This is a genomic window from Arthrobacter sp. D3-18 (assembly GCF_054408525.1).
The window spans coordinates 1,220,368-1,238,314 of record NZ_CP096440.1 but is presented as its reverse complement, the minus strand read 5'-3'; the positions used below and the strand labels follow the sequence as shown (position 1 = coordinate 1,238,314).

At 63.5% G+C, this 17,947-nt stretch carries 15 protein-coding genes; 6 read left to right on the top strand and 9 right to left on the bottom strand.

Annotated elements, in window-relative coordinates:
* Nucleotides 1-57: 57 nt before the first annotated feature.
* Nucleotides 58-825: a sirohydrochlorin chelatase gene (locus M1D89_RS07775; protein ID WP_498649534.1), complete on the bottom strand. Its 768-nt coding sequence runs from the start codon at nt 823-825 to the stop codon at nt 58-60.
* On the opposite strand from M1D89_RS07775, the gene M1D89_RS07770 reads away from it, so the two are divergent.
* Nucleotides 826-1,497 carry a trimeric intracellular cation channel family protein gene (locus M1D89_RS07770; RefSeq protein ID WP_498649532.1) on the top strand — a complete coding sequence of 224 codons (672 nt, stop codon included), beginning with the start codon at nt 826-828 and terminating at the stop codon, nt 1,495-1,497. It abuts the gene before it with no gap.
* Nucleotides 1,498-1,510: 13 nt separating this feature from the next.
* Complete coding sequence (locus tag M1D89_RS07765; RefSeq protein ID WP_402934584.1) at nt 1,511-1,936, top strand: hypothetical protein; 426 nt, start codon at nt 1,511-1,513, stop codon at nt 1,934-1,936.
* A 183-nt stretch (nt 1,937-2,119) separates the two neighbouring features.
* On the opposite strand, the gene M1D89_RS07760 is transcribed toward M1D89_RS07765, so the two are convergent.
* The 4 genes from M1D89_RS07760 to M1D89_RS07745 form a co-directional block, all read right to left on the bottom strand.
* Complete coding sequence (locus M1D89_RS07760) at nt 2,120-2,989, bottom strand: endonuclease domain-containing protein (protein WP_498649531.1); 870 nt, start codon at nt 2,987-2,989, stop codon at nt 2,120-2,122.
* 575 nt (nt 2,990-3,564) lie between these two features.
* Complete coding sequence (locus tag M1D89_RS07755) at nt 3,565-4,668, bottom strand: polyprenyl synthetase family protein (protein ID WP_498649529.1); 1,104 nt, start codon at nt 4,666-4,668, stop codon at nt 3,565-3,567.
* A gap of 9 nt (nt 4,669-4,677) precedes the next feature.
* On the bottom strand, nt 4,678-6,021 hold the full coding sequence (locus tag M1D89_RS07750) for a geranylgeranyl reductase family protein (RefSeq protein WP_498649528.1): 1,344 nt from the start codon (nt 6,019-6,021) through the stop codon (nt 4,678-4,680).
* A 28-nt stretch (nt 6,022-6,049) separates the two neighbouring features.
* Nucleotides 6,050-6,811 (bottom strand): demethylmenaquinone methyltransferase, encoded by a 762-nt coding sequence (locus M1D89_RS07745; RefSeq protein ID WP_017197159.1) that lies wholly within the window; start codon nt 6,809-6,811, stop codon nt 6,050-6,052.
* A 91-nt stretch (nt 6,812-6,902) separates the two neighbouring features.
* On the opposite strand from M1D89_RS07745, the gene M1D89_RS07740 reads away from it, so the two are divergent.
* The 4 genes from M1D89_RS07740 (at nt 6,903) to M1D89_RS07725 (ending at nt 10,927) form a co-directional block, all read left to right on the top strand.
* On the top strand, nt 6,903-8,273 hold the full coding sequence (locus M1D89_RS07740) for an isochorismate synthase (protein WP_498649527.1): 1,371 nt from the start codon (nt 6,903-6,905) through the stop codon (nt 8,271-8,273).
* A 158-nt stretch (nt 8,274-8,431) separates the two neighbouring features.
* The gene (locus M1D89_RS07735; RefSeq protein WP_017197161.1) at nt 8,432-9,229 is read left to right on the top strand and encodes an ABC transporter substrate-binding protein; all 798 of its coding nucleotides are present in this window, start codon (nt 8,432-8,434) and stop codon (nt 9,227-9,229) included.
* 100 nt (nt 9,230-9,329) lie between these two features.
* Nucleotides 9,330-10,121, top strand: coding sequence for an amino acid ABC transporter permease (locus tag M1D89_RS07730; RefSeq protein ID WP_017197162.1), 792 nt, complete (start codon nt 9,330-9,332; stop codon nt 10,119-10,121).
* 11 nt (nt 10,122-10,132) lie between these two features.
* Nucleotides 10,133-10,927, top strand: coding sequence for an amino acid ABC transporter ATP-binding protein (locus tag M1D89_RS07725; RefSeq protein ID WP_402934604.1), 795 nt, complete (start codon nt 10,133-10,135; stop codon nt 10,925-10,927).
* Nucleotides 10,928-11,720: 793 nt separating this feature from the next.
* On the opposite strand, the gene menD is transcribed toward M1D89_RS07725, so the two are convergent.
* The 4 genes from menD to M1D89_RS07705 all read right to left on the bottom strand — a co-directional run bounded on the left by menD (nt 11,721) and on the right by M1D89_RS07705 (nt 17,876).
* Nucleotides 11,721-13,433 (bottom strand): 2-succinyl-5-enolpyruvyl-6-hydroxy-3-cyclohexene-1-carboxylic-acid synthase, encoded by a 1,713-nt coding sequence (gene menD, locus M1D89_RS07720; RefSeq protein ID WP_498649522.1) that lies wholly within the window; start codon nt 13,431-13,433, stop codon nt 11,721-11,723.
* A 591-nt stretch (nt 13,434-14,024) separates the two neighbouring features.
* Nucleotides 14,025-16,112, bottom strand: coding sequence for a PhoX family protein (locus tag M1D89_RS07715; RefSeq protein ID WP_498649521.1), 2,088 nt, complete (start codon nt 16,110-16,112; stop codon nt 14,025-14,027).
* A gap of 77 nt (nt 16,113-16,189) precedes the next feature.
* Entirely contained in the window at nt 16,190-17,206 is a 1,017-nt protein-coding gene (locus tag M1D89_RS07710) for an o-succinylbenzoate synthase (RefSeq protein ID WP_498649520.1), read from the bottom strand.
* 61 nt (nt 17,207-17,267) lie between these two features.
* Nucleotides 17,268-17,876, bottom strand: a complete 609-nt coding sequence (locus tag M1D89_RS07705) for a hypothetical protein (protein ID WP_498649518.1) — start codon at nt 17,874-17,876, stop codon at nt 17,268-17,270.
* Nucleotides 17,877-17,947 lie beyond the last annotated feature (71 nt).

Below are 17,947 nucleotides of genomic sequence, written 5' to 3'. Positions count from 1 at the left end.
GTCCGAAGGACCTGTTTTGTGCAGGTCCATTTGGCGCTTTTCCCGCGTGAATAAAGGTTAGGAGAGCCTTTCCAACACTGCGTCGTATCTTTCCAGCGCGATCTCGGCGAGCACCTTCGACGGCAGCAACGGAGCCGCAACAATGTCCGCGCCCGCCTTCGCCAACTGGTCATGGAAATAGCCGGTTGCCAGCAGGTACGAAGCTATGAAGACCCTGCCTGTCCCACCGTCGGCGGCGAGTTCTTCGCGCAAGGAGGCGACGCCGTCGGGCACTGTTGGCTGGGCACTGGCGCCATAGGCGACGCGCACCTTGTTGGGCAGCAACTCGCCGAGGAGTCGCGCCTGCTCTTCCGAGTCAACCGAGCCGTCCGGAAGGGACGATCCCGCGGCAGCCAGCAGCACGCCGTCGTTCTCCTGCAGCCCGGCTGCACGCAGGTGGGTGGCCAGCAGCTCAGCCAGCCGCGGATCCGGACCCAACGGCCTGGCCGCCACTACCTCGGGCCGGCTCTTGATGGCTTTGGGCACGTCCACCTTGATGTGGAAGCCGGTAGAGAGCAAAAGCGGTACGACGACGGCGGCAGTCCCCTGAGGCAGGCCCTCCACCACGCCGCCCAACTCGGGTTCCTGAACGTCAACGTACGCCTCAACAACGCGCAAGCCGGGGCGGAGAGCTTCGATTTCTGCCATCACGCGGCGGATGGCAGCCTGGCCTTCGGCGTTGCGGGTTCCATGGGCGCAAGCGATCAAAACGGGGCTGTTCATGGGAGCTAGCGTAACGTTGAGCCAGCACCTGTTGTGAAGCACTTTAAGAAAGAACCAGTCCACTTGATTTCGTTTGACATTGTTCTTCTTTGGCTGGACCTCATCGGCGTGTTCTTTTTTGCTGTGTCGGGCTCGTTGTTGGCCGCCCGGAAGCAGTTCGACTTTGTTGGTTCGGTGCTGCTTGCTTCCATCGCGGCGCTGGGCGGCGGGGTGATCCGAGACATCGTGATCAACGCCGGCCCCCCGATCGCCTTCACGAATCCTGCCTACCTGGCCCCGCCCGTGCTGGCTGCCCTGCTGGTTTACTACCTTTTCTCGTCAGTGCAGCGCTTCACTTCCCTTTTGACGCTGTTCGACGCCGGCGGCTTGGCGTTGTTTTGCATCACCGGCACGCTGAAGGCCATCAGCGCGGGCATGAACCCGGTGGCTGCGATCCTCCTGGGCGTCACCACGGGAGTGGGCGGCGGTCTGCTCCGTGACATCACCGCCAACGAAGTCCCCACCCTGTTCAACAATCGCGATATCTATGCGCTGCCTGCCTTCGTTGGTGCGGGACTCACCACGCTTTTGTGGCACCTTGGCCTGTTCAGCGGGCTTACGGCCTGTGTCATTGCCGGTGTTGTTTTCGCCTTCCGGGTGACTGCTTGGCGCCGCGGCTGGTATGTGCCCCTGGCTGTGCGTGGGTGGCACCGCGCCGGCACCGGTGGGGGCGCAATTTCGGGTGCCCGGGATTAGCTAGGATAAGAGCATGACTGACATGTTCCTCGAGAAGTTCCGCGCGCTGGTCCCAAAGTATCTCGAGGATGAATGGCAGGAAGAAGACGGCCTTACGCCGGCCGAACTGGACGACGCCCTCGCCGATCACTCCTTCACCATCCCGCTGGTTCTGCGCGAGTTCTACCTCGCAATCGGCGGCTGCGAGGACCTCATGGAGGCCTACCACTACTTCTGGGACCCCGAGGAACTCGAAGTGGACGACGAAGGCTTCCTTATGTTCCTTGAGGATGAGGAAGAACAGTTCACCTGGGGCTTCCGCACCGCCGACCTCAGCATCCCGGACCCCATCGTCTGGCGCCGCAACAACGCCCGCGGCCAGTGGAAGAGCGAAGAGGGCACGTTCTCCGAGTTCGTGTTCGACATGTTCGAGTGGGCATTCAACGACGACGAAGACTAACTTCCAGGTTTCGGGCAGCCCCTTCTCACCCCTTCCGGGTTGGGAAGGGGCTGCTTTTCTTTGGCGGCCTGCGCGGCCACCACCCACTTTGATTTTGGAACTGCCCTGACGCGCCGCTTCGCGGGTGTGTTGCCAGTGAGTTGGGGTCAAAGTAGGTGGAGGCGGGACTAGCGATTTCAGAACTCACGACGGCGGAACCCATTCGGGCGCGTACCTCGCCGGCGCGTAGCGGCCAACTTCCCTATTGCGCAGAACCGCTATGACTTCGGCGACCATCCTCTCCGGGTGATGAACGACGTCGACGTAGTAGTAGTGGAGGGTCAATAGCCCTCTGCGCATGCCTGCGTTGTTCCTATACTGATCCTTCTTGACCTGGTTTCCCTCAAGGTGCGTGCCGCCGTCGAGTTCAACGATCAGGCATTCGTTAACCAAGCAGTCCACCTCCCCTACCCCCGGGACGTCCACGTGCATCTGGACCTTAAGACCTGCCCTGATGAAGTGGGTGTGCGCGAGTACTTCCAAGAGTGAGTCGGCCCGAGGCAGAACCAAGTCCAAGGTTTCCCGAACCCTGCCATTCCTGTTGCCCGGAAGCCTTGATTTCAGGAAATCCTGGGAAAGGAGCGCCAAGCTGACCGCGCTCTGCACCATGACGAGCGCTTCCAGTTCAGGCAAACATCGGAGGGCGTGGATCAGGACATCGGCCACCCCCGCTATAGGTAGATACGAATGAACTGGATGCAGGCAGGCTCCGTGGTGGACTACGCCCCGTCTCGCTTGTCCCGTGCTACAGCTGAGATGGAGAGCGTCTACGCCTCGCAGGGTCCACAGACCATAGAAGCGCGCTGCCGAGATGCAGGTAAGTAAGCCATCGGCTCGAAAGGCTGCAACGACGTCGGGGTCTGATGCCCGGGACGTGTAGACGCCGCGATGAAGGCGATTGACTACTCCGTCCCTCACTGCCTTTGCGAGCATGCGGCGAGTAAAGCCGGCAGTCATCAGGGTGGACGTGGTTGCTACTCCACGTCGGCTTCGGAGGAAATTGTCGATGTCCATATAGCCATGCTGAGTTCGGCGGGGACCCTGCGATGCCCGCAAAATTCCGTATGTGGATAACTGCCGTGCATCTCCATCACTTGGTTTGGCGGCCCTGAGGTTGTGACACGCCCCAAATCCGGCGAGTCCCTCACTTCTAATATCCAAAGTTGGTGGTGGGCGATCGACTCTTTGCTGTAAATCGCGCTGCGGGACCGAGCAAACCATTGACCCGCGGAGTTGCATATGTGACAGGATTGTCATAAGCTTTTCACGGATCCACTAAATGCCTCCGGTGGGTCTGATGCGAACGGAGATTGTGGTCCCGGTTCGGTGCAGCGTATGACTCGTAACGTTGCAGCGAGCCGGGGCCATTCCGTTTTTCCAGGAGACTAAAAGTTTGGGCGCGTACGGCCACCACCGGCTTTGATTCCACCGACGGCACGACACCCGCAACCACCGGCGTGTCACCACGCTCGCAAGCTCAAAGTGGGTGGTGAGGGTACGAGATCCCAAGGCCAGGGCGCAAAATGTGGGCAACAAAAAGCAGGCGCCCGGCCTAAGAAAGTCCGGACGCCCGCCAAAAGAAGGAAAGCCTAGCTGCTGCGGTCCACCACTGCGTGGGCGAAGTTGGTCAGCGAGGCCTTCACGACGCCTTCGGGCAGCGGGGCCAGGGCGGCAACTGCCTCGGCGGACCACTGGCGGGCGATCTTCCAGGACTCCTCGGTGACAGGATGCTCGCGCAGGCCGGCAACAACCTCAGCCAGAGCCGAGTCGGAGGACAAGTCGCCGTCCACAAGTTCCAGCAGTGCACTGGCTGAGGCATCACCGGCGGCAGCATCACGGCGAAGCAGCAGGACAGGCAACGTGGGAACACCTTCACGGAGATCGGTGCCCGGGGACTTGCCGGACTTGACCTTCACACCGGTGACATCGATGACGTCGTCGGCCAGCTGGAAGGCGACGCCGACCTTCTCGCCGTACTCCACCAGCAGGTCCTCGAAGGACTCGTCGGCACCGGCGAAGATCGCGCCGAGCTGGCCGGACGCTGCAACCAGTGAGCCGGTCTTGTCAGCAATGACGGACAGGTAGTGCTCTACGGGATCTTCGTCCTCACGCGGGCCCACCGTTTCGTGCAGCTGGCCAAGGCACAAGCGCTCAAACGTGCGGGCCTGGATGCCAAGGGCACGCGAACCGAGCTCAGACACCAGGATGGAAGCGCGGGCGAAGATGAGGTCGCCAGTAAGGATGGCCACCGAGTTGCCCCATACTTCGTGGGCGGTGGGAGCACCGCGGCGGAAGGGAGCTGAGTCCATCACGTCGTCGTGGTAGAGCGTGGCAAGGTGCGTCAGTTCCACCACAACAGCGGCCTGGACCACCTCGGGACGTGAAGCATCGCCGAGGTGGGCACACAGAAGAGTGAGCAGCGGCCGGATGCGCTTGCCGCCGGCTTCCACCAGGTGACGCGACGTCGCGTCAGCCAAGGGGTCCGAGTTGGAAATGGCTTCGCGAAGCTTCTTCTCCACCCGGGCGAGGTTGGTGGTGATGGCAGGGCCGAGCTCGGCGTCGCCCGCAATGGCGGCGAATCCGGCGGGCAGCTGGAGCCCTGTTGCGATCGCGGTGGTGTTGGGTGCAGGCTCAACAGCCTGCGGCAAGCCGTGCCCGGCATGCGTCCAGCTGTGTTCGGCAGAGTTCGTCACGGGTTAACCCTAACTAGTTGTTGCGGAAACCGCGGAGTCGGTGCCTGCCGGCGTAAGGGCGCTGGCAGAGGAAGTGTTGGACGTAGCCGGAACCAGCATCTCGAGGACCCGGATCACGCGGTCTTCGAAGCCCTTCGCGGACGGATCCGTGAGGTTCGCGAGCATTCGCACCACGAATCGCATGAGCACAGGAATTGGCATGCCTGTGCGCAGTGCAAGCTTCATCACGGCAGGCTTCCCGATCAAGGACGCAAACATCCGGCCCAGCGTGAAGTGCGATCCCCACTGGTCCCGTACATAGTCCGCGTACCGCGAAAGGTGGGCATCGGCGTCGTGCGTGGACCAACCGGCAGAAGCCGAGCGCGAAGAAGCGTCAATCAAAAACTCCGCCGCGAACCGGGCCGATTCCATCGCGTAGGAAATGCCCTCGCCGTTGAACGGGGACACCATGCCGCCGGCGTCGCCCAGCAGCAGCAGCCCGGGTGAGTAGTGCGGTGTGCGGTTGAAGCCCATGGGCAGCGCGGCGCCGCGGATCTCCCCTACCTGGTTTTCCGGCGTGAAGCCCCACTCGGAGGGCATGCCGGCGGTCCATTCGCGGAGTACCTGCTTGTAGTCGAGCTTGCCGAATTCCTTGGACGAGTTCAGGATGCCGAGGCCCACGTTGGACGTGCCGTCGCCAACACCGAACACCCAGCCGTACCCGGGCAGCGGCTTACCGGATTTCCCGGGAAGCTCCAGCCAGCCTTCCATCCAGTCGTCGTCGTGTCTTGGCGAGGTGAAGTAGGTGCGCACCGCGACGCCCAGCGGACGGTCGTCACGCTTGTGCATTCCCAGCGACACCGCGGTTCGCGTCGAGTTGCCGTCAGCGGCGAGGACGACGTCGGCGTGGAAGTCGCGCGTTTCGCCCGTCTTGCGTCCGGACTCGTCCAGGATGGAAGCCCGGGCGCCAATGACGCGGCCATCTTCAGCCGTCAACGCGGAGGTGACGCTGTGGCGTTCAAGAACGACGGCGCCAACGGACTGGGCGTGACGGGCCAGGTCCTCGTCGAAACCGAGGCGGGTCCTGATCAGGCCGTACGTGGGAAAGTCAGCTACCTCGGGCCAGGGAAGTTCAATGGTGCGACCACCGGCAATAAGACGGAGGCCCTTGTTGCGCCTCCACCCTTCGGAGACCGCGTGGGGCAGTCCGAGCTTCTGGATCTCACGGACGGCACGCGGAGTCAGGCCGTCGCCGCACACCTTTTCACGGGGAAAGGAAGTCTTTTCCAGCACCGTGACATCGATGCCCTGCTGGGCGAGGTAATACGCGGCAGTGGACCCGGCCGGGCCCGCGCCAACAATCAGTACTTTCACGACGTCCTAATTCAAAAGGCAGCGCTGGTTAGCCGGCTTGGTGGCGCGGCTTGATCTGGCGGCGAAGCTTGGCCACGGGAACACTTTCGCGGTGCTCGCCGGGCTTCTGTGCACGGTGGACAGCAACGATGCCGCCGCTGAGGTTGCGGTACGTGATGTCCGTCCAGCCGGCGTCACTGAGCCACTGGGCCAAGTGGTCCTGGTCCGGCCAGGCCCGAATGGACTCGGCGAGGTACACGTAGGCGTCCGGGTTGGAGGAGACCTTGGTGGCGATGGCCGGGAGTGCACGCATCAGGTACTCGGTGTAGAGGTTGCGCCACAACGGAACCACGGGATGGGAGAACTCGGCGATGACCAGGCGGCCGCCGGGCTTGGTGACGCGCAGCATTTCCTCGAGGGCCTTGCGTGGTTCCACCACGTTGCGAAGGCCGAAAGAAATGGTGGAAGCATCGAAGCTGTTGTCAGCGAACGGCAAGTTGGTGGCGTCACCGGCGATGAAGTCGATGTCCGGGCGGCGGCGCTTGCCCACTTTGAGCATGCCCAGGGAGAAGTCGCAGGCCACTACGTCCACGCCTGCATCGGCGTAGGGTTCGCTGGAAGTTCCTGTGCCGGCAGCGAGGTCAAGGACCTTCTGGCCTACCTTCACATCCATGGCGTCAACCACGATCCGCCGCCAACGCCGCGTCTGTCCCATGGACAGGACATCATTGACGACGTCGTATTTTGGGGCGACATCATCAAACATCGTCGCAACTTCGTCCGGACGCTTTTCCAAGGATGCTCGGTTCACCCTGTAATTGTCTCAGACATTCAACCGACTTTGCTGCGCTGTAGAAGTCGGCTCAGATTCTGGCTGCAGGCGGGAGTACTGTTGTTCCATCATGACGAGCACGCTCCGTACCTTGACAGTCCCCCTCGATGTTGAATCATCCTCCGGGGGGCTGCCGTCGTTTCTGGTGCGGGACGACGTCCTTTGCTGGTCGCGCCGCGAGGCCGGCCTGGTGGGCTATGGCGAGCTGACGCGCTTCAATGCCACCGGCCCCGACAGATTCCTTGAGGCCGATATCTGGTGGCGGCACCTCATTCTTGAGGCGGAGATCACGGATCACGTGGAGATCCCGGGCACTGGTCCGGTGGCTTTCGGCTCGTTCGCCTTCTCCAAGACCTCCCCGCACGTTTCCCGCTTGATCCTTCCCGAGCTGGTGATTGGCATTCGCGACGGCCGCGCCTGGGCCACCCAGTTAACGTTCGACGACGGCCCCCTCACCGAAGCGGGCGTCCGCGCTTCCGTGGAGCGTTGGCTCACTGAGCCGGAGCCAAACGGCGACGGTTCAGCGGCAGGAGGATCCGACGTCGGGCTCTCACCGGAGGCTGTTGCTGCGGACGGTTCCGCTGGTCACCTCAGCCGCGGTTCCCTCAGCCGCGGTTCCCTGAGTGAGGCCGCTTGGATGCAGGCCGTTTCCAACGGCGTGGAGGAAATCCGCGCCGGGAAACTGGAGAAGCTCGTGTTGGCGCGCGACGTCGTGGCCAGCCTCCCTGAGGGAGTCAACGCTGCAGAGGTGCTTCGCCAACTCGCCGCAAGGTACCGGGAATGCTGGACGTACGGCGTGGACGGACTGGTAGGTGCTACGCCGGAGATGCTGATTCAGGTGGAGGGCCGCACTGCACAGGCCCGCGTGCTGGCAGGAACCCTGGATCGCCGGGATGCCGACGGCATGGACGGCTCCCCCATGGAATACGCGGAACGGGTTTTGGCCGGTTCCGACAAGCAGCGGCATGAACACGAGATCGCCATCGATTCGCTGACACGGCAGCTGGCTCCTTTCTCGGAGGCGATGAATTCCCACAGCGAACCGTTCATTCTGGAGCTGCCCAATGTGTGGCATTTGGCCTCGGACGTGAAGGCTGAGCTGGCGGATATCGAGGGACACGTCCCCACCTGCCTGGCCCTGATCAACGCTTTGCACCCCACCGCGGCGGTCTGCGGAACGCCCACGCTCATAGCTGGTGCGCTGATCCGCAAACTTGAACATTTGGATCGCGGCCCGTACGCCGGACCAGTGGGTTGGCTCGACGCTGCAGGGAACGGTGAATGGGGTATTGCGCTCCGCGGCGCGGTCATCGAAGATGCGAACACGGTGCGCCTGTACGCGGGTTGCGGCATCGTTGAGGGCTCCCAGCCGGAGGCAGAACTGGCCGAAACGTGGGCTAAGTTCCGGCCAATGCTTGAAGCGCTGGGTATCAAGCGCTGAATCCGGGATTCCAGACACGTGAGCTTCTGGGGTGGTTGATAAGTGGGTAAACTTGTTATCCAATAGTGAAACTTCGTTTCCTGTGATGCACATCTCACGTTCGGCGCTACACTAAAACCGACTCAGTTCAGCATCCACCGCAACAAAAGGTAAACAACATGCAGATCTCCCGTTCGGTTCTGTCCGGCACCAAGATTGCCGCCGTCCTGGCAGCCGGCGCCCTTGCCCTGACCGCCTGTGGTGGTTCCTCCACCCCCGCCGCCTCCTCAGAGTCGGGCCTCAAGCTCATCAACGCCGGCAAGCTCACGGTCTGCTCGGACGTTCCCTACGAGCCCTTCGAATTCCAGAAGGACGGCAAGATCGTCGGCTTCGACATGGACATCGCCGCGGAGCTCGCAAAGGACGTCAAGGCCGAGCTCAACGTGGTGGACAGCTCCTTCGAAGCGATCGAGACCGGCACCGCACTGACCGGTTGCGACGTCTCCATCTCCTCGATCTCCATCACCGACGTCCGCAAGAACGTCATGGACTTCTCCACCCCTTACCTGGACGACGACCTGACCCTCGTGGCCACGTCCGCCTCCGGCATCGAGAACCTCGACGGCGCAAAGGGCAAGAAGGTGGGCGTCCAGCAGGCCACCACCGGAGCCCAGTACGCCAAGGACAAGGGAATCGACGCCCAGCAGTTCGAAGACTCCGGCCTCCTGGTCCAGGCCCTCAAGGCCGGCACCATCGACGCCGCCGTCGGCAACCAGTCCGTCCTCGGCTACGCCATCAAGGACGATTCCAACCTCAAGCGCGTTGAAGACTACGCAACGGGCGAGAAGCTGGGCATCTCCATCAAGAAGGGCAACACCGCCATGACGGATGCCGTGAACGCCACGCTGAAGCGCATCACCGACGACGGCACCCTGAAGAAGTTCGAGACCACCTGGTTCGGCGAAGCCACCAAGTAGTCCGAGCCCCGGCTCCCCGAGATCCACGCAGGCGGGCCCCGAAGCGATCTGTTCAGGTCCTTTCGGGGCCCCACCTGCGCAACATGAATGTGAGAACCCCATGGCAATGACTGCACGTCAACGAGCCAAAGTCAGTTTGTACGTCCAGGCCGGAATCTTTGTTGTGGCAGTGGCCGCCGTAATTATTGCCGTGGACTGGAAGACGGTAGGCACCAGCGTCTTCAACTTCGCTAAGATCGGCCCGATGTTCCCGGATATCTTCCTGGTGGGCCTCAAGAACACCCTCATCTACACGGCCCTCGGCTTTATTGTGGGCCTGTCCGGCGGCCTGCTGCTCGCCCTGATGAAGCTCTCGTCCTTCCCGCTGTACCGCTGGCTCGCCACCGGTTACATCGAGTTCTTCCGCGGCGTTCCGGCCCTGCTGGTCTTCATCGCGTTCGGCTACGGCGTTCCCCTGGCCTTCGGAATCCAGTGGGACGTCAACATCATCGTGATGGTGTCGCTGGGTATGGTCGCTGCGGCGTACATCGCTGAAACCCTGCGCGCCGGCCTTCAGGCGGTGCCCAAGGGCCAGATGGAAGCCGCCCGTTCGCTGGGCATGCCGCACTGGCGGGCGATGGTTTCCATCGTCATCCCCCAGGCGTTCAAGATCGTCCTTCCGCCGCTGACCAACGAGATCATCCTGCTTACCAAGGACTCCTCCCTGATCTACGTCCTGGGCCTCACCGCCTCCCAGTACGAGCTCACCAAGTTTGGCCGCGACGGCATCTCCAGCCTCGGTGCCGGCCTCACGCCGCTGCTTGTGGCGGGTGCCTTCTACCTGGTCATCACCATCCCCTTGAGCCTCCTGGCACGGAAGTTCGAAAGCCGCTCCGCGCGGACCAAGCGATAGGCAGGACAGTCATGAATAACTCCACTGGGAGCACGGCCACCGTTCGCGCCGCTGGCGTGAATATCAAGGATCTGCGCAAGTCCTACGGCAGCAATGAGGTCCTCAAAGGCATCTCGCTGACGGTTGAACCGGGCCAGGTCGTTTGCCTGATCGGACCTTCCGGCTCCGGCAAGTCCACTCTCCTTCGCTGCGTCAACCTGCTTGAGCAGCCGAACGCGGGCACCATCAACGTGGGTTCGTTTGAAGCCACCGACCCCGACGTCGACCTCAACAAAATGCGCCAGAGCGTGGGAATGGTGTTCCAGCACTTCAACCTCTTCCCGCACCTCAGCGTCCTGGAAAACTGCACCATCTCCCAGACAAAGGTCCTGAAGCGGTCCAAGTCCGAGGCTTCTGAGGTGGCGCGCCACAACCTGGAACGCGTTGGCTTGGGACACCTCGCCGACCGTTTCCCGGACCAGCTCTCCGGTGGCCAGCAGCAGCGCGTCGCCATTGCGCGTGCACTGTCCATGGACCCGCAACTCATGCTCTTCGATGAGCCCACTTCTGCTCTCGACCCCGAGACCGTGGGCGACGTCCTGGCCGTCATGCGCAAGCTGGCCCAGGAAGGCATGACCATGTTGGTGGTCACTCACGAGATGGGCTTCGCCCGCGAAGTTGCCGACCGCGTGGTCTTCATGGACGCCGGCGTTGTGGTGGAAGAAGGGCCGGCGGAACACGTCATCAGCGCCCCCACCCAGCCCCGCACCAAGGAATTCCTGCGCCGCGTCCTCGACCCCACGCACATTGGAGTTGAGGAAGCCTAACTCCTTTATTCGTGCCAGTGGGGGTGCGACACCTGTTCGGGTGTCGCACCCCCTTTTTGCGTTCTGCGACTTTTCCGCGCGGACGCACCCTTTGCCGCCCCGCGCACCACACGTTCGCCGGCGTCGCACCCTTTCGCGCCATTCGCACCAGCGGTTACGGGAGCGATCGGCGGCAACAGATGCGAGCAACCCACCACGACTCAGCCATGCGGCACCGCAGCCTCACCCGACAGGCGCACCCTTTGCCGCCCCGCGCACCACACGTTCGCCGGCGTCGCACCCCTTCGCGCCATTCGCACCAGCGCTTACGGGAGCGATCGGCGGCAACAGGTGCGAGCAACCCACCCCAACTCAACCAAGCGGCACCGCACCCTCACCCGACAGGCGCACCCCTTGCCGCCCCGCGCACCACACGTTCGCCAGCACCGCACCCTTTCGCGCCATTCGCACCAGCGCTTACGGGGGCGATCGGCGGCAACAGATGCGAGCAACCCACCCCAACTCAGCCATGCGGCACCGCACCCTCACCCGACGGGCGCACCCTTTGCCGCCCCGCGCACCACACGTTCGCCGGCGTCGCACCCTTTCGCGCCATTCGCACCAGCGCTTACGGGGGCGATCGGCGGCAACAGATGCGAGCAACCCACCCCAACTCAGCCATGCGGCACCGCACCCTCACCCGACAGGCGCACCCTTTGCCGCCCAGCGCACCACACGTTTGCCGGCGTCGCACCCCTTCGCGCCATTCGCACCAGCGGTTACGGGAGCGATCGGCGGCAACAGGTGCGAGGGACTAGCCCGCCGCCAGGACTTGGCCCACTGCGGCAGAGATGGCGTTCTTGATCCTCGCATGGAGCTCGCGGAGGCCCGCCCGATCCACGCGCACCTCCACAATGGTGCGACCCTTCAGCGGCGACTTCAGGGCCGCGGCGAGTTCCGCCGTCGTGCTCACCGCTTTGTGTCCGACGCCGTACGCCGCGGCGAGTGACGCGATGTCCACTGAGTGCGGGGTGCCAAAGAGGCGCTCGACGGCGGTGCCGTAGGCGCCTGAGTCCTCAACCACCCCGTGCTCGAGGAGACTGAAGATGGCACCGCCGGAGTCATTGAGCACCACGATGCGGAGGTCCGGCACGGGCTCGCCGTGGCCGAGGAGCAGTCCGCCGGCGTCATGGAGGAAGGTGACGTCGCCCAGGAGGACAGTGGTTTCGCGGCCGCTGCCCAGAGCGATTCCAGTGGCTGTGGCGATGGTGCCGTCGATGCCGGCGAGGCCGCGGTTCGCGTAAACCGTGGCAATGGGGTCGTTGTGAGGATGCCCGGCGAGGTCCACGTCGCGTATGCCGTTGGAGGAACCGAGCACCAGCTGTCCGCGGGAATGCTCCCAGACGGTGGCCCCGACTGATGGTCCGTTCGCGAGGCTCTCCCCCGATAGGACACCATCGAGACCGTGCTGGGCGGCAGCGCCTGCGAGAAGCCAGGAATCAAGCCACTCGGCGGAGCCACGCCCGGCAAATTCGGCAAGCTCGGGCAGGGTTTCGATGGGGGTTTCACGCCGCCGGCCAGCCTCGTACCAGGCCACCGGGACGGGCTGGTAAATGGCGGATTCAACAGAGTCACGCGCCAAGAGGGCGGCCACCGGGCGGGAGAGAGTGGCCCGGCCGAACAGGACCACGCGTTCGATCGGCGTGGGCGAATCAGGTCCGAAGTGCGCCAGAAGTACCCGGTACGGCCCCACCGCGTTCGGCCCGAAGCGTGCGTTCGATGAAGGTTCCGCCAGCAAAGGAAGGCCATGAGCGCGGGCAAAAGCCTCAGCGACAGGGCCGGCGTCGTGGCCCGCGAGGACCACTGTGCGTCGCTCGGAGAGTTGGTTGGATGCTGCCGGAAGATCCAGTGCTTGGGGGCCGGCGTCGTAATGGAACACGCCGTGTCCCACGGTGGCCGGGAGGGAGTCGCCGTCAGCCGGTACCAACGGATCGCGGAAGGCAAGGTTAACTTGGACAGGGCCCGGAGGGGTGTCTTCGAGGGCGCCGGTCGCTGCATAAAGCGCGGTGGCAACGGCCTTCTGTGGATGATCTCCGGCAGGGACGTCGACGGCGAATCGCACGTGCTCGCCGAAAAGGTCCAGTTGGATGGTGGTCTGGTTGGCCCCGGTTCCGTGAAGTTCTTCGGGCCGGTCCGCCGAGATGATGATCACGGGGACAGCCGAGTGGTTGGCTTCCATGACAGCGGGCAGGAGATTGCCCACCGCTGTACCGGAGGTGGTGACCACAGCCACCGGCGCCTCGGTGGAAAGCGCCAGGCCTAGGGCTGTGAACCCGGCGTCTCGTTCGTCGATGCGCACGTGAAGCCGGACACGGCCCGCAGCTTCCGCTTCCGCCAAGGCGTAGGCCATAGGCGCTGAACGCGAACCCGGCGCCACCACCACGTGCCGCACACCGCCGTCGAGCAGCGCTGTAACGGCGATCCGGGCGGCGCCGATGGATGTCAGAGAGTCCTGGAAAGTCACCATTCCAGTCTATTGGCGCTCCACGCCCCAAACGCTCGCTCACATCCCGGCCCTCCCGGCCAACCGTCTCTCACATCCCTAGCCCTTCCGGCCAACCGTCTCTCACATCCCTAGCCCTTCCGGCCAACCGTCTCTCACATCCCTAAGCCCTTCCGGCCAACCGTCTCTCACATCCCTAGCCCTTCCGGCCAACCGTCTCTCACGCGTGTGCCGTTGGGGTTCCTTGACGTCCAGAACTACCTCGTTACGGCGCAGGAATCAGGGCTTGAAGGGGGTCGAAACGTTCGAAGCTGGGCGAACCGATCGGTGTCAGACCGCCCTGCACTAGGGGCTCCCTCAACGCGACAGTATGGCATTGGTAGGCCGAGGCTGATCCACTGCCTGTGAATCGTGACACAGCAGACAACGTCCTAGGCACCTTACGTATTTTGACCCGGCGCTCGTTTGAGGGAGCGACCGGCCCAAACACGCGGGATGTGCGAGAGCGACCGCCCCAAACACGCGGGATGTGAGAGAAGGTTCGGGGAGACGAAATGCTCCCCCTCCCGGGGAGCCGGGCGGGAGAGCATTCGTCAGAATCGCGAAAGGCAAGCGTTACTTGCGGAAGACCTGCACCACCGAGGGGCGGGGAGCCCTTGCAGCACCCGCTGCTGGGGTGGCTCCGGCCGGGACGTAGTCCGGGAAGAAAGAGTTTTGTGCTGCGAACGAGCCGTCCTCACCTGGATGCTGCACGGCGACGAACACGGTGCGCTCTTCGTCGTGGATGATGGGACCACAGGTTTCGGCGTCGCGGGGAACGGCGAGGAACTGCTCCACCTTGCCGCGCTCAGGACCTTCGAGGGTGACCTTGAACAGGCCGTCCGCGTAGCCGATGGTACCGGGCGCGCCGTCCGTGGAGATCCAGAGGTTGCCCACGGAGTCGAAGGCCACGTTATCCGGGCAGGAGATGGGCGATACCTTGTCGTCCGGGAATCCGGAGAAGTACGTGGAGGTGTTCTTGGCGGGATCACCGGCCACCAACAGGAGGTTCCAGTTGAATTTGGTGCCCGTCTGCTCGGGACCTTCGGTGATTTCCACGACGTGGCCGTCACGGTTCAGGTTGCGCGGGTTGACCTCGGTGGCGCCTTCCTTGCCTGTCTTGCCGCGATCGGTGTTGTTGGTGCAGGCGACGTAGACCTTGCCCGTGCGCGGGTTGGGCTCAACATCTTCGCAACGGTCCATCTTGGTGGGGCCAACCTTGTCAGCGGCGATGCGGGTGTAGACAAGAACCTCCGGCACGGTCATGCCCGGCACAGCCGAGGTGCCGTTGGCCACCAACGGCAGCCATTCGCCGGTGCCGTCGAAGGCACCGTCTGCGGGAAGCTTGCCGGTACCGTCAATGTCTGCCGGAGAGTCACCCGTGAAGCGAGCCACGTAAAGGTCGCCTTCGGAAAGCAAGCTCATGTTGTTCTTACGTGCTTCCTTGGAGTCACCGGCCTGATACTTGCCCTTGGAAACGAACTTGTAGAGGTAGTCAAAGCGCTCGTCGTCGCCCATGTAAGCCACTACGTGTCCGGAAGGAGCGACGATGACGTTGGCGCCCTCGTGCTTGAAGCGGCCCATGGCGGAGTGCTTCTTGGGAGTGGAGGTGGGGTCAAAGGGGTCCACTTCCACGATCCAGCCGAAGCGGTTGGTTTCGTTGGCGTAGCCGGAGTTGCGGGTGTCGAAGCGCGGTTCATCAAGTTCCCACTGACGAGTGGTTGCCTTCGAAGAAATTCCGTAGCGCTTGTCACCGTCGCTGGTGCCTGGGGCAGCGAAGTAGCCGTTGAAGTTCTCTTCGCCGGAGAGGATGGTTCCCCAGGGGGTGGTTCCACCTGCGCAGTTGCCCAGTGTGCCCTTGATCCACCGGCCGGCGGGGTCGTCAATGGTCTTGACCAGGTTGGTGCCGGCTGCGGCTCCGGTCAGCTCGTAGACAGTGTCGGTAAGGAAGCGTCGGTTCAGGGGTGCGCCCTGGACGTAGTTCCACGGCTTGTTCTTGTTCTTCCGCTCGAGTTCCACCACGGCCAGCCCGTGACCGGCGCGGCCAATTGCCCGCGCCTCGGCGGGGTCGAAGCCTTCCGGGAGCATGATGTTCTCGTTGGTGTACTCGTGGTTGCTGAAGAGCACAGCACGGCGATCCTTGGATCCGGGGATCGGCAGAATATCCGTGTAGTCGTTGTTGTAGCCGAACTGGCGAGCTTGGGCTGCGGCGGTCTGCGCGTTGAGGTCAAAAGCCGGCGAGTCGGCGAAGAGGGGGTCGCCCCAGCGGATGATCGGCTTCCAGTCGAATCCCTCGGGCACTGTGAAGGCGTCTACTGCAGCGTCTACCGGCTTGATGGCGGTGAACTTGAGCTTGGACTTGTCGAAGCCCTTCTTGGCGGCATCAGACAGTCCGTTGCCGGAGTCGGCCACGGCGGTGTCACCACCACTCACGGCACCACCAAGGACGATGGCGAGCGCTCCTGCGGCGCCGAGCCCCAAGGCTGCGCGGCGGGACATAGCTGTTGAAGCGATGTCGCGGAAGTATCCGTTGGCGCTGGTGTTGCAGACATCGCCCGAGCAGGCGTTGTCGCATTTCAAGGCACAGGTGACCGCGCTGCGCTTGCCCTTGGTGTGGCCGAGCATGGGGAGCAGCGGAAACGTGCGTCCGGTGGTTTCAGACATGGGGGAAGACCTTCCAGAGATGTACGAGGTTCCCGCTGAGCCTTTCAGCGGAAATCGAAATTGAGAGGTCGCTCTGGTTAAGACCCGGTGAACAAACCGTGCTGGTTTCGCGCCAGTACCGAGTGCACCCGGCGGAGTCGGTCCCGCCACCAGTCCTGGCGCTCCCCCGGCGCCGCATACTGCTCAAGCAGCCCTGGATCGGCCACCGTTTCGCGTAACTGAATGGCGCCGTCGTCGGCCACCAGCGGGTCCAACGTGATGTCCGAAGCGAACAGCGAAACGGTGCCAAGTCCGCAGGCATAGGGAAGGGAGGGCAGGGCGGCTGCGAGCGCCAGCCCGGCACGTATGCCCACCGAGGTGTCCAACGCGGAACTCACGACGGCGGGCAGCCCGGCCTGCTGCACAATGTCCAGTGCCCGCGCGACTCCCCCAAGTGGCGCGACCTTGACCACGATGAGGTCAGCTGCACCAGCCCGGGCAACACGCAGGGGATCGTCTTCCTTGCGTACGCTCTCGTCCGCGGCGATAAGGACTGGCGTTCCGGCGGCAGCGAGTCGACGACGGACCTGCGCCAGGCCCTCAATGGTGGGAACAGGTTGTTCGGCATATTCGAGTTGAACGGCAGAAAGCTTGCCCAGGGCTTCCAAGGCCTGGTCGATGTCCCATCCCCCGTTGGCGTCCACGCGGATGGCGGCGTTGGGAAGGGCCTCCCTTACTGCGTGTACTCGCGCAACGTCTTCCCCCAACGACTGCCCCCGCTCGGCAACTTTGATCTTGACCGCATCCACCCGCCCGAAGCGTGCCAGCACTTCCGGGACTCGCTCTGCCGAAACGGCTGGCACCGTCGCGTTGACCGGGATCTTGTCCCTGACAGGCGTGGGGAAACCTAGCCAGCCCCCTTCCAAGGCTGCGGCCAGCCAGCGGGAGGATTCGTCGTCGTCGTATTCGGGGAAAGGACAGAACTCACCCCAACCGAGCGGTCCCCGCAAGAGGAGTGTCTCGCGCTCCATGATGCCGCGGAACTTCACGCGCATGGGCAGCGAGACTACGTGGGCGGAATCGAGGAGTTCTTCGAGGGAGGGAAGTGCAGGCATATTGCCACTGTACCGGCGGCCTCCGGCCCCTTCTGCAGGCCAATTCGGCTATGTGGAAAAGCTACTCGTTCCAGTAGTTCAACAGTCGTCCCCACGCTTCAGCCAACTGCTCCCCCGGCAGGCCAAGCGAGCTCTCAGGTATCCCCAATGCTTGCCACCGCACCACCAGCGTCGTGTCCTCCTCCACCGGCAACGGCCACAACCAATAGCGACCCGTGAACTGGACATACTCGTCGTTGTTGCTCCCCCCACCGCCGCCCAAGGTTGTGAGCACAGGGCCAGTGACGGCTTCGGCCTCTTGGAAGGACGACGGTCCGTGGATGGCTGCGACAGCCTTGCGTCCATCCGCAAAAGCGACACCTAATTCGAGCCCCGTCCTGGTGTCCAGGCTGGATCGCGGGTGGTTGTAGCTCTCCTCCACGATCTCCCGCCATTCCTGGTCCGATTCGTTGCCCCGCAGCACGGACCACGCCAGTTCCAACAGGCAGCCAGTGGAGTACACCTCCACCAGTTTCAGCGCGACCACCATCCGCTGGCTCTTGTGAAAAAACCCACCAACGCGCGCTACGCCAGGCAGCTCGTCCGACGGCGGGCCGTACCATCCGGGCTGGACAGGCTGCGGTTGGCGGGGCCGCGCGGGCTGCTCGGGGAGGTCGTCGAAGAAGCTCATGCTCCATCCTTACACCGCCACATGGTGACTGGGGAGAGGCTCCTGGCAAGCGAGAGGTACCAATCGCGATA

What these genes read in the sequence shown, in the direction of transcription:
- M1D89_RS07760 (WP_498649531.1), bottom strand. Translation starts at nt 2,989, where the DNA reads ATGGACATCGACAATTTCCTCCGAAGCCGACGTGGAGTAGCAACCACG.
- M1D89_RS07705 (WP_498649518.1), bottom strand. Translation starts at nt 17,876, where the DNA reads ATGAGCTTCTTCGACGACCTCCCCGAGCAGCCCGCGCGGCCCCGCCAA.
- M1D89_RS07735 (WP_017197161.1), top strand. Translation starts at nt 8,432, where the DNA reads ATGCAGATCTCCCGTTCGGTTCTGTCCGGCACCAAGATTGCCGCCGTC.
- M1D89_RS07730 (WP_017197162.1), top strand. Translation starts at nt 9,330, where the DNA reads ATGGCAATGACTGCACGTCAACGAGCCAAAGTCAGTTTGTACGTCCAG.
- M1D89_RS07710 (WP_498649520.1), bottom strand. Translation starts at nt 17,206, where the DNA reads ATGCCTGCACTTCCCTCCCTCGAAGAACTCCTCGATTCCGCCCACGTA.
- menD (WP_498649522.1), bottom strand. Translation starts at nt 13,433, where the DNA reads ATGGTGACTTTCCAGGACTCTCTGACATCCATCGGCGCCGCCCGGATC.
- M1D89_RS07740 (WP_498649527.1), top strand. Translation starts at nt 6,903, where the DNA reads ATGACGAGCACGCTCCGTACCTTGACAGTCCCCCTCGATGTTGAATCA.
- M1D89_RS07725 (WP_402934604.1), top strand. Translation starts at nt 10,133, where the DNA reads ATGAATAACTCCACTGGGAGCACGGCCACCGTTCGCGCCGCTGGCGTG.
- M1D89_RS07715 (WP_498649521.1), bottom strand. Translation starts at nt 16,112, where the DNA reads ATGTCTGAAACCACCGGACGCACGTTTCCGCTGCTCCCCATGCTCGGC.
- M1D89_RS07765 (WP_402934584.1), top strand. Translation starts at nt 1,511, where the DNA reads ATGACTGACATGTTCCTCGAGAAGTTCCGCGCGCTGGTCCCAAAGTAT.